Here is a 13,467-nt window from a genome sequence, read left to right as displayed (position 1 = left end):
GAGGAGACGGAGCGACGGCTCCCCTCGGCTTCACCCACGGAACGGGCTCGTCACAGGGCCTTGGGCTGACCGGTCTCCGGGTCGAGGGTGAGGCGCGGGGCGCGGGCGCCGTGGCCGTCGTCACCGTGGGTCCGGAAGGTGAAGAGGTTGGTCAGGGATCCGGCCTTCTCGTCGAAGGAGAAGTTGCCCACCCGCCCGGTGTTCCAGTTGTCCTCGATGAACCTGAGGATCGAGGTCTGGTCGGTGACCGAGTGGTCGACGAAGTTGCGCTTGGCGAACGGCGAGATGACGAGCAGCGGCTGCCGTGGACCGTAGCCACACCGGTCCAGATAGCCACCGGCGATCCGGGCAGGGTTGGTGCCGCAGGCGCCGGGCCCGGTCAGCGCGTCGTTGGCCTCCCGGGACTGGTTGACGATCGGCGACATCTGGTGGTCGTACCAGCCGTCGCTGTCGTCGTAGGCGATGACCACGGCGGTGTGCTCCCACTGGGGCGACTTCTGGAGCTGGTTGAGCGTCTCGACGAGGAAGCGCTGCTCGTCGAGCGGCGTGGAGTATCCGGCGTGCCCGTCCTGGTAGGCGGCTGCCTTGAGGAAGCTGACCGACGGCAGGCTGTGAGCTCGCACGGCGGACCAGAAGTCGGTGAGGTCGTACTGGTGGTTGGCGGGTCCGGCGTGTCCGATCTCGGCCGTCGACGCCGGACGCGTGTGGGCGGGGTTCGCCGTGCTGGCGTAGTACTGGAACGGCTCGTGGTGGGGGATGTAGTCCTTGCTCACGACCCCGCCGGCGTCGGTGTGCGAGGCGGCGCAGTCGGCGAAGCCTCCCTGGAACCAGCCCCAGCTGACTCCCTGGGCGTTGAGCAGGTCGCCGATGTTTCGGTTGCGGGGGTCCACAGACGAGCTCGTGTCGCGGGTGTCGCAGACGTCGCCCGTCGGCTGGGGGTCGCCGATCATGGTGCCGCTGGCGGCCGGCACCGCCCCGCCGTCCGGGCTGAAGCCGTGGGTCTGCCCCGAGACGAGGTTGATGGCTCCGGGCGTGGAGGGCCCGAAGGTGCTGCTGAAGGAGTTGTCGCTCATCGCGAAGTGCTGGGCGTAGTTCCAGAGCGCCGTGACGGTGTTGCCGTCGTAGTAGCCCATGACCAGACCCTTGCCGTGGCCGTAGTCGGCGCAGGCGCCGGCCCCTCGGCCGACCGTCTCGACGAACTTGTCCATCAGCCCGTGGTCGAAGGCCAGCTGCTCGTCCTTGTAGTTGTGGTCCTGGTCGCAGGTCTGTGCCTGGGATCGGGCCAGGCGGAACGGCTGGACGGAGTTGGGGTTGTTGGGCGACTGCAGGGAGACGCCCAGCCCGTTGACGCTCGGCGTGCCGGGTGCCGCTCGGAACGAGGGTTCGCCGGCGGTGTTCACGGCCTCCGGGTAGGTGGCGAAGTAGTGGTCGAAGGAGACGTTCTCCTGGTAGATGACCACGAGGTGCTCGACCGGCGTGGTCGTGCCCGAGTGCGACCCTGCTGCGACCGGGTGCACCTCGGAGACCGCACCCGCGTCCGCGACGAGGGGATGCGAGGCCGTGGCCGGCCCCGACGCAGCGAGGAGGGCGAGGGCGCCGACTGCCGCCGCGACTGGCGCGTGGGCTCGGCGTAGGGGAAGGAACGTCATCAGGACTCCTTTGAGAAGGGACAGCGCGCTTCTGGGGAGCGGTCTTCCGCGCTCTCGTCCGCAGCTGAGGGGTCTCCTCACCTGCTCCCGAACCGGGCGTGGGCGCCGGCCGTACCTCTAGCAGACGGTGGGTCCGAGGGATGGGTCAGATGAACGGTGGTGCACCGTTCAGAGTAGACCGTTCTGCCCCGTTGGTCCGGGTCGCGCACTGACCGGTTGTGACCGAGGACCGGCGCCTCCGGCAGCCGTCCCCCCCTCGGCCACGGCCGGCCGCCGCGGGTTCAGACCCAGCTGGGGAACCACATCCGAGCCTGCCACTCCGACAGCGGGATGACGTCGGCCACGTAGATCGGGTGGAAGAACGCGAAGAGGCCGATGGTGACGAGCACGAACGCGCCCATGACGCCGTAGCCGATGCGGCGGCGCGTCGGTGAGACGTCGCGGCCGCCGACGACGAGCCCGAGGACGTAGACGCAGGCGAGCACGACGTAGGGCACGAACGCGACCTCGTAGAACGAGTAGATCGTCCGGTTGCCGAGGAAGAACCACGGCAGGTAGCCGGCGAAGAGAGCGCAGAGGATCGCGCCGGCCCGCCAGTCGCGCCGCAGCGCCCACATGAAGAGCAGGACGAAGATCGCGAGCGTCGCTCCCCACCAGATCGAGACGGTGCCGATCGAGGTGATCGCCTTGCTGCACTGGTCGACGAGGCACCCGTCGGCGCCCTTCTTCGGGCCCTCGTAGAAGAAGGACGTCGGCCGGCCCTGGATGAGCCAGGACCACGGGTTGGTCTGGTACGGGTGGGAGCTCGTGATCGCCTGCGTCGACGCATACATCTGCTGGTGGTAGGCCCAGAGGGACCGCCACCAGTCGGGCAGCCAGCCGTGGTCGGTGTCGGGGTTGTTCTGGGCCCACGTGCGGAACGAGCCGCCCTTCGTGAGGATCCAGCCGGTCCAGCTCGCGACGTACGTGACGACGGTGGTGAGGACGAGCTGCACGAACGCGTACGGTCCGTCCTTGACGACGCCGCCGACCGACCAGCCGCGCACGCCGGCGGCTCGGCGCGCCCCGATGTCCCAGAGCACGGTGAGCAGCCCGAAGAAGACGAGGAAGTAGAGCCCCGACCACTTCACGCCGGCCGAGAGACCGAGCATGATGCCCGCGACCCACCGCCAGGGGCGCCAGCCGAGCCACGGTCCCAACCACGAGGTCGCGGCCCGGGCGCGGTCACCGACCTTGAGGGCCAGCACCTCTCGCGTCCTGTCGCGGTCGATGAGCAGGGCTCCGAACGCGGCGAGCCCGAAGAACATGACGAAGATGTCGAGCAGGCCGGTGCGCGAGTGGACGAAGTGGTGGCCCTCGAAGGCGAGGAGCGCGGCCGCGACGGTGCCGAGCAGGTCGGAGCGGAAGAGCCGGCGGGCGATGCGACCGAGCATGAAGATCGAGATCGTGCCGGCGAGCGCGACGGCGAAGCGCCAGCCGAAGGAGTTGAGGATGCCGAACGGCGCCTCGCCCCAGCCGATGAGCCACTTCCCGACGGGTGGGTGCACGACGAAGTCGCCCTCGGTGCCGTAGACCATCGGGTCGTTGGCGGTGAAGTGCTGGTCGACCACCTTGGCCTGCTGCAGCACGTCGTCGTTCTTCATCTCGAACCAGTACAGGACCATCGACCAGCCCTGCTTGACGTAGTACGTCTCGTCGAAGATCAGCTGGTGCGGGGCGCCGACGTGCCAGAAGCGCATGAAGCCACCGACGAGCATGAAGAAGAGCGGCCCGGCCCAGCCGAGCCACGCGATGCGACCGGCAGTGCGGCGGGTCAGCCGGTAGTCGTCGGCCGGGTCCCCGAGCAGGCGAGCGCGCACCTGTCTGGCCGAGTTCATGGGCGCCATCGTATGCAGTGGGGCTGGGTGGGCCGCGCAGCGCTCCGACGGCGGCCCGCAGGACGGTCAGATCGAGACCCCGCGCGCCCGCAGCACGGAGTAGCCGACGAAGGCCACGGTGTCGAGCACGGCATGGCACACGACGAGGGGCATGACGCGTCGGGTGCGTACGAAGACGAGGCCGAGGACGAGCCCCATGACGATGTTGCCGGCGAAGCCGCCGAAGCCCTGGTAGAGGTGGTAGCTGCCGCGGATCAGGGCCGAGAGCCCGATGACGAGCGGCCACGACCACCCGGTCTGGCGCCACCGCGTGAAGAGGTAGCCGACCATGATGACCTCCTCGAGGAGGGCGTTCTCGATGGCCGCGAGGACGAGCACGGGAGCCGACCACCACACCGCCTCGAGGTTCGCTGCCGACACCTGGGTGTTGATGCCGATCGCCTTGGCGAGGAAGTAGAAGCCGAGTCCCGGGATGCCGATGACGGCGGCGAGGCCGAGGCCGCGGAGCAGGTCTCGGCCGGGCTCGCGGCGGTCGAGGCCGACGAAGTGGCCTGCCCGCACGTCGACGGCGGGCCTGCGGACCTGGTTGAGCAGGTAGAGCGCCAGGGCGACGGCGACGAGCGGCAGGACGATGCCGGCCAGCTGGTAGGCGAGGTCGAGCCAGGGACGTCCCGGCGTGGCCGACTGGTTCATGGCCGTCGTCTGCTGTGACAGCGGGACCAGGCGCGTCAGCTTCTCGATGATGCTGAGGACGGCGTAGACGGCCGAGGAGCCGAGACTGACGCCGAGGACGAGGACGGTCTCCCAGCGGAGACCGCGCCGCGCGGCCGGATCGGTGACGGGCGACGGGTCCCGTGGCGACGGCCGGGACAGGAACCGCGAGAGGGCGCTGCCGACGGGGGCTGGGGCCTCGGTCGGTGCCGCACCGGCGTCGCTCGACATGGCGTCACTGTAGTCGCGCGGTGGACTCCGCCCACGGGAGCGCCGACCGCCGTAGGGTCTGTGCATGTCGTTGCTGGCGGGCTGGGCAGGCGGGGAGTTCACCGCGGACGGCTTCGCCTACCCCGTCTACGAGCGTGGCGAGGGGCCGGGGATCGTCGTCGTGCACGAGAGCCCGGGCCTGACGCCGGAGGTCATCGAGCTCGGTGACGAGCTCGTCGAGGACGGCTTCACCGTGACGCTGCCGCACCTGTTCGGCTCGTCGCACGCACCACCGCACACGTGGGAGGCGCTCCGCGTCGTGCCGCGGCTCTGCGTCACCCGCGAGTTCACGATGTTCGCGACCGGTCGCACGGCACCGCTTGCCGGGTGGCTCCGTGCCCTCGCGCGGGACCTGCACCGCCGCGCGGGCGGCCCGGGAGTGGGTGCGATCGGCATGTGCGTGACCGGCGGTTTCGCGCTCGCGATGATGGTCGACCCCGTCGTGGTGGCGCCCGTCGTCGCCCAGCCGGCGACACCGCTGCCGCTCGGACGACAGCGGGCTGCAGACATCAACCTGGCGGCTGCGGACCTCGAGGTGGTGCGACGCCGCGTCGCGCAGGGGTGCCCGGTGCTCGGTGTCCGCTACCGCGGTGACTGGGCCACGGGCACGCGGTTCGAGACGCTGCGGCGTGAGCTCGGCGACGGCTTCATCGCGGTCGAGCTCGACGGTCACGACCATGCGACGCTCACGGACCACAAGCACCCGGAGGCCGTGGCGGCCGTCCGCGACTTCTTCCAGGAGCGGCTTCGTCCGCGGGACTGAGCTCAGCTGGGGCGAAACTCCTTGGCGCACAAGGCCGACAGCGGCATACGGTCTCGGCATGTCATCGGCACTCTGCACCGTCCTGCGCTCCCGACTGATGACGGCCATGCGCGAGCGCGACCGGGCGGCCGCCAGCGTGCTGCGCACCGCCGTGGCCGCTATCGAGAACGCCGAGGCCGTGCCGGTCGACGACGGCCGAGCCGTCGCGACGTCGGCCGACGTGGCCGGGGCGGCCGTGGGGCTCGGGGTGACGGAGGCCGAGCGCCGTCGGCTCGACGACGCCACCGAGCGCTCGCTCGTGGCCGCCGAGGTGCGGTCGCTCGTCGAGGCGGAGGCCGCGTATGCCGCCGCCGGGGACCGCGAGCGGGCCCGGGACGCGGCGGCCGGGATCGCCCTCCTGCGAGCCGTTCTCGACGAGTCGGGCGGGTCCCGCGGCTGAGCCCGCCGTCCACAGGGGTGGTGCACAAGCTGTGCACCGCTGCGTGCAACCGGTGGAGAAACGGACCCTTCCTGTGGACGACACGCCGCTGGCCTGTGGACCGCGGAAATGTTTGGCGAAAGCCCTTGCGGACCCCGTCGGTGCGGGATAGAAATCTCTCACGCCCTCCCCTCGGGGAGAGCGGGACAACTCGGAGACGAGGGTCCACACGGTGGGGCAACCCACTGCGGCAGCCGGGTGACGAGGCGGCCGGGACCCAAGACGACGAGGAGTCGATCGGGAGCGTCACCATCGACCGATCAACCAGAAGGGCCCTTGAGACTCATACTCCCAAGGGCCCTTCGCCTTTGTGCTGCCAGCCTTGTGCTGCAACGGAACTCGGGTCAGGCGCTGCTCTGGGCCGCCGGCCGCCACGGCGTGAGCCACGGCGTCTCGGGCCAGCCCTCCCGGGCGGCCACGAGCTCGTACATCGTCGCGCCGTCGATCGACTCACGCACGATGTCGGCGTGCCCCGCGTGCCGGGCGAGCTCCTCGACGAGGTGCATCGCGACCCAGCGCACCGACCACGCGTCGACGTCCCGAGGGAACCACGGGGCATCGCGCGGCACCGGCACGGCGGCTCCGAGGTCGGCCCGTCGGAGCACCTCGCGGGTCGTGTCGCCCTGGGCCGCGAGCGCGGCCAGGAGCGACTCGAGCGAGTCGGCATCGGTGACGCGGAAGTCGTCGCCCCAGGCGGTGGCCTGCTCCTCGAGGGACCGGTCCGGCGGGGCCGGCGCCTCGGGCGCCGCAGCCATCCGCTCGGTCCAGCCACGCTCGCACGTGGTGACGTGCTTGACGAGTCCCCCGATGCTGAGGGTGCCCGCAGTCGGCGCGAGGCGGATCTGGTCCTCGGTGAGGCCGAAGGCCACGGTGGCGAAGGCGTCGCGCTGCTGGTCGAGGTAGGCGATGAGACTCTCGCGCTCGTCGGCGACGGGTGGGACGTGGGCTGCCATGTCGGGTCCTTCTCTCAGTCGTTGCGGTGGGCGTAGAGGTCACGGAGCAGGGCGACCTCGGCTCCGTGGTGGATGAGCTCCCGGTTGATGTGGAGCACGAGCGTGGCCCGCGACGCATCGCTGAAAGGGCCCTCGGCCGGGCCGCACGGCTCCACCAGCCCGTCGGCGCCCCAGCCGCGCACGCCGTCGAACCAGGCGCCATACGCGCTGTCGAGCTGTACGAGGGCCTGGTCGGCCGTCGCGGCGTAGTCGAACGTGAGGTAGTCGGCCTCGGGGGCGCCGAAGTGGTTGTGGGCGCGCGCGCCGAGCACGCCGACGATGATGTGGGCGAGCCGCCACGCGATCGTCGTCACTGGCGCGGGCTCGGGGGCGGGGTACGCCCAGTCGATCGTCATCGCGCCGGTGCCGCCTTGCATCTCGGTGCTGCCCTCGCCCCGGCGATGGACGTTCCAGGCGCCGGGGGTGGGCTCCCAGAGGTACTCCTCGTCGGTGAGCCCGTCGAAGCGGGCGCGCAGCTGGTGCTGCCAGTGCCAGTCGGCCTGCTCGACGAGCGTCTCGCTCCAGTCGATCGTGGTCTTCGTCGTTGCTGTCATGAATCGATGGTGTCAGCCATATAGGACAGAAACTGTCCGCAGTGGCTGGCAGACTGCGGTCATGTCCACGACAAGCGATCGCAACGGCACGACGGCGCGGGTGCTGCGGCTGCTCGACCTGCTCCAGAGCCGGCCCGTCTGGAGCGGCACCGAGCTCGCCGACCGCCTGGGTGTCACGACCCGCAGCGTGCGCCGCGACGTCGAGCGGCTGCGCGACCTCGGCTACCCCGTGAACGCGGCGCACGGAGCCGGTGGCGGCTACCAGCTCGGCGCCGGGCGCCGCCTGCCGCCGCTGCTGCTCGACGACACGGAGGCGGTCGCGGTGGCCGTGTGCCTCCGGCTCGCTGCCGGTGGCACGGTCGAGGGGCTCGGGGAGGCGGCGGTGCGCACGCTCGCCAAGCTCGACCAGGTGCTGCCGGGGCGGCTCCGCGCGCAGGTCGAGGCCATCCACGAGGCCACGGTGACCCTCGACAGTGGCGCGGCGCCCGTCGACGCCGCGACCCTCCTGCTGCTCGCCCGCGCCTGCCGCGAGACGGAGCGGGTCACCTTCGCGTATGCCGGCCCGCGCGGTTCGGGGGAACGCCGCGTCGAGCCCTACCGCCTCGTGGCCACCGGACGCCGCTGGTACCTGCTCGCCTACGACCTCGACCGCGAGGACTGGCGCACCTTCCGGCTCGACCGGATGGCCGACGCCGAGACCCGCGGCTGGCGCTTCCGCCCGCGCGACGACGCGCCGGATGCCGCCGAGCACGTGCAGCGGGCCATCAGCCGTGACGCCTACGACCACGTCGCGCGCGTGCGGATCGAGGCGCCGAAGTCAGCGGTGGACCAGCAGGTCCCGCCATCTGTCGGCACCGTCACGGCAGACGGTCCGGACCGCTGCATCTTCGAGGCCGGCGGCAACCACCTCGGCGCGATGGCGATGCACCTCGGCGCGCTGCCGTGGGAGATGACCGTCCTCGACCCACCCGAGCTGCGCGAGGTCATGCGCGAGCAGGCGGCTCGGATGCTCCGCGCCATCACCTGACCGAGCACGAGCTCTCGCCGGGGAGGGCGGCCTACGCGGCCGAATCAACCGCGGGCCGGAACCCATGCCTCAGCCGGTGTTGCGCAGGCCCGCAGCGATGCCGTTGATGGTCAGCAGCAGCGCGCGCTGCACGTCCCCGTCCGGTTCGACGTCATCGGGGACCGCACGTGACCGCGCGAGGAGCGAGGTCTGGAGCGCGTGGAGCGGGGCGAGGTAGCTGTCGCGCAGGTCGAGCGTGCGGCGCAGGACGGGGGCCGCCTCGAGCAGCTCCTTCTGGCCGGTGACCCGCAGCACCTCCTCGACCGTCCGCGCGTGCTCCTCGCGGATCGTGTCGAAGACCCCGGCGACATCGTCGGGCACGAGGGCCCGGACGTAGCCGGCGGCGATGTCGAGGTCCGACTTGGCCAGCGTCATCTGGACGTTGGACAGGAACGTGCGGAAGAAGGCCCACGAGCCGTACATCTCGCGCAGCGTCTTCTCGCGCCCGTCCTCGCGAGCCGCGGCGAGACCGGAGCCGACGCCGAACCAGCCCGGCAGGATGATCCGCGACTGGGTCCAGCCGAAGACCCACGGGATCGCTCGGAGGTCCTCCAGGCCACCCTCGCCGCCGGGGCGCTTCGACGGCCGCGAGCCGATGTTCATCTTGCCCAGCTCGTCCACCGGCGTCGCCGACACGAAGAAGGGGACGAGCCCGGGGTCGCGCACGAGCGACCGGTACGCGTCCTGGCCACGCCCCGCGACGAGGTCCATCGTGCCGTTCCAGCCGTCGAGGACGTCCTGGGGGAGCAGCGACCTCCGGTGCAGGACCGAGGCCTCGAGCACCGCGGCGAGGGCGACCTCGAGGTTGAAGCGCGCGAGTCCCGGCAGGGTGTACTTGTCGCTGATGACCTCGCCCTGCTCGGTGATCTTGATCGGGCCGTCGAGGCTGCCGTAGGGCTGGGAGAGGATCGCCTCGCCCGTCGGACCGCCGCCGCGCCCGACCGAGCCGCCGCGGCCGTGGAAGAGCCTCAGGACGACGCCGTGCTGGCGGGCGACGTCGCGCAGCGCCCGCTGGGCCCGGTGGATCTGCCACTGCGAGGCGGCGATCCCGGCGTCCTTCGACGAGTCGGAGTAGCCGAGCATGATCTCCTGCACGTCGCCGCGGGCCGCGACGACGCGACGGTAGGAGGGGTCGGACAGCAGCGCGTCGAGGAGCGGCCCGGCGGCCTCGAGCTCGGCGACGGTCTCGAAGAGCGGCGCGAAGCCGATGCGCGCGGTGGCCGGGGTCGAGTCGGTGCCCGTGTCGACGAGCCCTGCCTCGCGGGCCAGGACGACGACGGCGAAGAGGTCGTCGACGTCGTGGGTCATCGACACGATGTAGGTCTCGATCGCCTCGGGGCCGTAGGTGTCGAGCGCTCGCCCGATCGCCGCCATGAGCGAGAGGGACGCCTGCGCGGCCTCGCCGACGTCGTGGACGCCGACACCGGTGAGCGGACGGCGCGAGGCCATCTCGCGGGACAGCACCGTGATGCGTGCTGCGTGGTCGAGCTCGCCGTAGGGCGTGTCGAGGCCGCCGATGCGGTCGTAGAGGTCGGCGAGGGCCGCGTGGTGCTTCGCGCTGTGCTCGCGCACGTCGAGGGTCGCGAGGCCGGTGCCGGTGGCGACGGCCGCGCGGATGAGGCGCAGGATCGCACCGTCCGCCGTGAGCGTGTCGCCGGCCGCGAGCATCGAGTCGCGCATGAGGACGAGGTCGTCGAGCAGCTCGTCGAAGCCCGCGTAGTCGCGGCCGGGCTCGTGCGCGGTCCCGTGCGTCAGGCGGTCGCGCGTGCGCAGCAGCCGGACGCGCACGAAGCTGAGCTTGAGGCGGTAGGGCTCCTCCGCGTTGAGGCGGCGCACCGCGGCATACGTCACCGGCAGGGCCTCGGCGTCGCGCTCGAGGCTCTCGCGCAGAGCGTCGCTGACCTCGACGAAGCGGGTCGACGACGACAGCTCGTGGAGCATGTGGTCGAGCTTCTCGACGAGCTCGGCGAGGCCGGCGTCGTGCTGCATGCCGATGACCGCGAGGGTCACCTCGGGCGTGACGTTGGGGTTGCCGTCCCGGTCGCCGCCGGCCCAGGCGCCGAAACGCAGCGGCCGGGCCGACGGCGGCAGCTCGACGCCGATGCCGGCGAGCGTCCGGTCGAGCTCGGCGAGCAGGTCGGGCACCACCTGGTCGGCGAGGAAGCGGAGCGTGTGCATGGCCGTGCGGGCCTCGTCGGTCGGCTCGGGCCGGACGATCCGCAGCTCGTCGGTCTGCCACATCATGTCGACGAGCTCGGCCAACCGGCGCTCGGCGCGCGGTCCGTCGGAGACGGGACGGCGCGGGTCCTCGAGCTCGTCGACGGTCACGGCGATCCGGCGGAGCAGGTTGAGGACCGTGCGTCGCGTCGCCTCGGTGGGGTGCGCCGTGAAGACGGGGCGGTACTCCAGCCGGCCGAGTATCGACTCGAGCTCGTCGCGCTGCAGGGTGCCGGCCTCGAGCGCGGCACCGATGCGCCCGACCGTCGCCTCCAGCGGGGTCTGCTCGACGGCGCTCAGCTCCTGCCAGCGGTGCAGCTGCTCGGTGACGTTGACGAGCTGGAAGTAGGCCGTGAAGGCCCGGGCCAGCACGACGGCGGTCGGGGCGTCGACGCCCTCGAGGAGCGCCCGCAGCTCGTCGTCCTCGGGCTCGCGGGCCAGCCCGCGCACCTTCTCGACGAGCGCGAGCAGGTCGGCGCCCTCGTGGCGTTCGAGGGCCTCGCCGAGCAGCGCGCCCAGCTGCCGCACGGACGCGCGGAGGGCGGCGTGCTGCTGCGCCGACGAGACGCCGGAGGCGAACGTCGCCGCGTTCGGCTCGCGCCGGTCGGCCTCGAGGAGCTGCTCGGTGGTGGCGGGGCCCTGGCTCGTCATGGGTCTGTCGTACCGCGTCGAGGTTTCGTCGGCGTTTCGAGTCCACGATGGGGACCATCCCGTGGACACCGAAGTCCACCACGTGGACGGTTGTCGAGGGCCCCAGCGGCTCGGGGCCGCGACGAGCTGCCACGTGGCGGGTTGTCGTGACGCACGGTCGCGACGGGGCACGTCGGTGCCCTGCGAGGATGACGGCATGACCACCGGCACCCTCGTCCTCGCGGCCACCCCGATCGGCGACCCACGGGACGCGGCACCCCGACTGGGGCAGGAGCTCGCCACCGCCGACGTCGTTGCGGCCGAGGACACCCGTCGCCTGCGCCGCCTGCTCACCGACCTCGCCGTCACCCCGACCGGGTCGGTCGTCAGCTACCACGAGCACAACGAGGCCGCCCGCACGCCCGACCTCGTCGCCCGGCTCGTGGCCGGCGAGCGCGTCGTCGTGGTCACCGACGCCGGTATGCCGTCCGTCTCCGACCCCGGCTACCGCCTCGTCGCCGCCGCGGTCGACGCAGGCGTACGCGTGACGTGCGTCCCCGGTCCGAGCGCGGTCCTCATGGCGCTGGCGGTCTCGGGCCTCCCGGTCGACCGCTTCTGCTTCGACGGCTTCCTCCCGCGCAAGCCGGGCGAGAAGGCGAAGGTCCTCGCCGAGGTGGCCGACGAGCGGCGCACCATCGTCTTCTTCGAGGCGCCGCACCGGCTCCCGGAGACGCTCGCCGCGATGCGCGACGCCTTCGGCCCCGACCGCCGGGCCGCCGTGTGCCGCGAGCTGACGAAGACCTACGAGGAGGTCCGACGCGGCACGCTCGGCGAGCTCGTCGAGTGGGCCGAGGGCGGCGTCAAGGGCGAGATCACCGTCGTCGTGGCCGGTGCCGAGCGGGTGGTGCCGTCCCTCGAGGAGGCCGTGGCCGGCATACGCACGCGGGTCGACGCGGGGGAGCGGCTCAAGGACGTCGCCGCCGACGTCGCGTCCCGCACGGGCCTGTCCAAGAAGGCGCTCTACGACGCGTCGCTCGCAGCTCGCTGACCGCCCGCCGGGGCGTCTCGACAGGCGAACCCCTTGCCTCCGGGGGAACAGCGGGCAAGGCTGCTCTCGTTCCCCCTTCGGAGGCCGGCGACCGTCCGGCCGAGTCGACTGCACAGCGAAGGAGCAAGGCATGGGCACCACTCGCACCGCCAGCACGCACTGGGAGGGCTCGCTCTTCGAGGGCTCCGGCCAGGTCAGCCTCGAGAGCTCGGGCATCGGCACCTACGAGGTCAACTGGCCCTCGCGCGCGGAGTCGGCCAACGGCAGGACGAGCCCCGAGGAGCTCATCGCCGCCGCGCACTCCTCGTGCTACTCGATGGCGTTGTCGAACGGTCTCGCGAAGGCCGGCACACCCCCGACGACGCTCGACACCACGGCGAACGTCACGTTCGTCCCCGGCACGGGCATCACCGAGATCGCGCTCAGCGTCGTCGGCGACGTGCCCGGCATCTCGGCCGAGGACTTCCAGGCCGCTGCCGAGGACGCCAAGGCCAACTGCCCCGTGAGCCAGGCGCTCAAGGCCGTGCCGATCTCGCTCGAGGCCCGCCTCGGCTGAGCCGTCTCGGCTGGGCCGCCTCGGCTGAGCCGCCACCGCTGGACGCCATCGGCGCCGACCCGTCCGGGTCGGCGCCGATTCCGTTGGCGTGGTGGGTGGTTCGTGAGGACGACGATCGTCAGCCCGACTCGACGGTCGACTTGAGGGACTCGAGCATGCCCTGCCAGCTCTGCGAGAACTGGTCCGCCTGCTCCTGCGAGTCGTTGCCGTCCTGCTCGAGCGCCAGCGTGGTGCGCCCGTCCCTCGTCGGGGTCAGCGTGTAGGTGACGGTGTGGTAGTTCTCGGGCCGGTCCTCCTGGCCCATGAGCGGGCTGTAGTGCGTCATCGAGAGGCGGTGCCCCTCCTCGACCTCGAGCACCTCGCCCTTGTCCTCGTAGGGCTTGCCGTCCATCTCGCCCTGCCAGGTGATGGGACTGCCGACCTGCCAGTCGGTGGTCAGGGTGGTGCCGGCCATCCACGACCTCACCCGGTCCGGCTCCGTCAGCGCGCCCCAGACGGCACGCGGCGGCGCGTCGACGATGACCTCTGCCTGTGCGATGTGTCCAGTCATGTCTCTGTCGTACCCGCCGGAGGACTCCTCGCGCTAGAAGGAAGCCGACAGCAGCGCGACCGCTCCCGGGCGGCCGAGCCGGGCCCACGGCATACTCCCGCGCGGC

12 protein-coding genes are annotated in these 13,467 nt (G+C 71.8%); 5 read left to right on the top strand and 7 right to left on the bottom strand.

All coding sequences use genetic code 11. The features are described from left to right. Nucleotides 1-50: 50 nt before the first annotated feature. From H283_RS0118275 to H283_RS0118265, 3 genes are all read right to left on the bottom strand, one after another. Nucleotides 51-1,649: a phospholipase C gene (locus tag H283_RS0118275; RefSeq protein ID WP_020144976.1), complete on the bottom strand. Its 1,599-nt coding sequence runs from the start codon at nt 1,647-1,649 to the stop codon at nt 51-53. 281 nt (nt 1,650-1,930) lie between these two features. Next, nucleotides 1,931-3,526 carry a dolichyl-phosphate-mannose--protein mannosyltransferase gene (locus H283_RS0118270; RefSeq protein WP_020144975.1) on the bottom strand — a complete coding sequence of 532 codons (1,596 nt, stop codon included), beginning with the start codon at nt 3,524-3,526 and terminating at the stop codon, nt 1,931-1,933. 66 nt (nt 3,527-3,592) lie between these two features. Continuing rightward, nucleotides 3,593-4,468 (bottom strand): CPBP family intramembrane glutamic endopeptidase, encoded by an 876-nt coding sequence (locus H283_RS0118265; protein WP_020144974.1) that lies wholly within the window; start codon nt 4,466-4,468, stop codon nt 3,593-3,595. A 64-nt stretch (nt 4,469-4,532) separates the two neighbouring features. Between H283_RS0118265 and H283_RS0118260 the strand changes: the two genes are divergently transcribed. Continuing rightward, nucleotides 4,533-5,270 (top strand): dienelactone hydrolase family protein, encoded by a 738-nt coding sequence (locus H283_RS0118260; RefSeq protein WP_020144973.1) that lies wholly within the window; start codon nt 4,533-4,535, stop codon nt 5,268-5,270. Between the two features lie 58 nt (nt 5,271-5,328). Continuing rightward, the gene (locus H283_RS0118255; RefSeq protein ID WP_020144972.1) at nt 5,329-5,709 is read left to right on the top strand and encodes a hypothetical protein; all 381 of its coding nucleotides are present in this window, start codon (nt 5,329-5,331) and stop codon (nt 5,707-5,709) included. A gap of 383 nt (nt 5,710-6,092) precedes the next feature. Here the strand turns inward: H283_RS0118255 and H283_RS0118250 are convergent, their stop codons facing one another. Beyond that, the gene (locus H283_RS0118250) at nt 6,093-6,701 is read right to left on the bottom strand and encodes a DinB family protein (RefSeq protein ID WP_020144971.1); all 609 of its coding nucleotides are present in this window, start codon (nt 6,699-6,701) and stop codon (nt 6,093-6,095) included. A 14-nt stretch (nt 6,702-6,715) separates the two neighbouring features. Then, nucleotides 6,716-7,294 carry a DinB family protein gene (locus tag H283_RS0118245; RefSeq protein ID WP_020144970.1) on the bottom strand — a complete coding sequence of 193 codons (579 nt, stop codon included), beginning with the start codon at nt 7,292-7,294 and terminating at the stop codon, nt 6,716-6,718. A 61-nt stretch (nt 7,295-7,355) separates the two neighbouring features. Here H283_RS0118245 and H283_RS0118240 point away from each other — a divergent pair, with 61 nt between their 5' ends. Beyond that, complete coding sequence (locus H283_RS0118240) at nt 7,356-8,321, top strand: YafY family protein (protein WP_028785716.1); 966 nt, start codon at nt 7,356-7,358, stop codon at nt 8,319-8,321. Nucleotides 8,322-8,390: 69 nt separating this feature from the next. On the opposite strand, the gene ppc is transcribed toward H283_RS0118240, so the two are convergent. Next, nucleotides 8,391-11,228, bottom strand: a complete 2,838-nt coding sequence (ppc, locus tag H283_RS0118235) for a phosphoenolpyruvate carboxylase (protein WP_020144968.1) — start codon at nt 11,226-11,228, stop codon at nt 8,391-8,393. A gap of 196 nt (nt 11,229-11,424) precedes the next feature. On the opposite strand from ppc, the gene rsmI reads away from it, so the two are divergent. Then, nucleotides 11,425-12,255: a 16S rRNA (cytidine(1402)-2'-O)-methyltransferase gene (rsmI, locus tag H283_RS0118230; protein ID WP_020144967.1), complete on the top strand. Its 831-nt coding sequence runs from the start codon at nt 11,425-11,427 to the stop codon at nt 12,253-12,255. Between the two features lie 130 nt (nt 12,256-12,385). Further along, entirely contained in the window at nt 12,386-12,811 is a 426-nt protein-coding gene (locus H283_RS0118225; protein WP_020144966.1) for an OsmC family protein, read from the top strand. Between the two features lie 118 nt (nt 12,812-12,929). Here H283_RS0118225 and H283_RS0118220 read toward each other — a convergent pair whose 3' ends face one another. Further along, nucleotides 12,930-13,361 (bottom strand): SRPBCC domain-containing protein, encoded by a 432-nt coding sequence (locus H283_RS0118220; RefSeq protein WP_020144965.1) that lies wholly within the window; start codon nt 13,359-13,361, stop codon nt 12,930-12,932. Between the last annotated feature and the right edge of the window lie 106 nt (nt 13,362-13,467).

Origin of the sequence: Terracoccus sp. 273MFTsu3.1, assembly GCF_000383675.1 — a bacterium.
In the GTDB taxonomy this organism is placed as follows: domain Bacteria; phylum Actinomycetota; class Actinomycetes; order Actinomycetales; family Dermatophilaceae; genus Terrabacter.
This window is presented reverse-complemented; position numbering and strand designations above follow the sequence as displayed.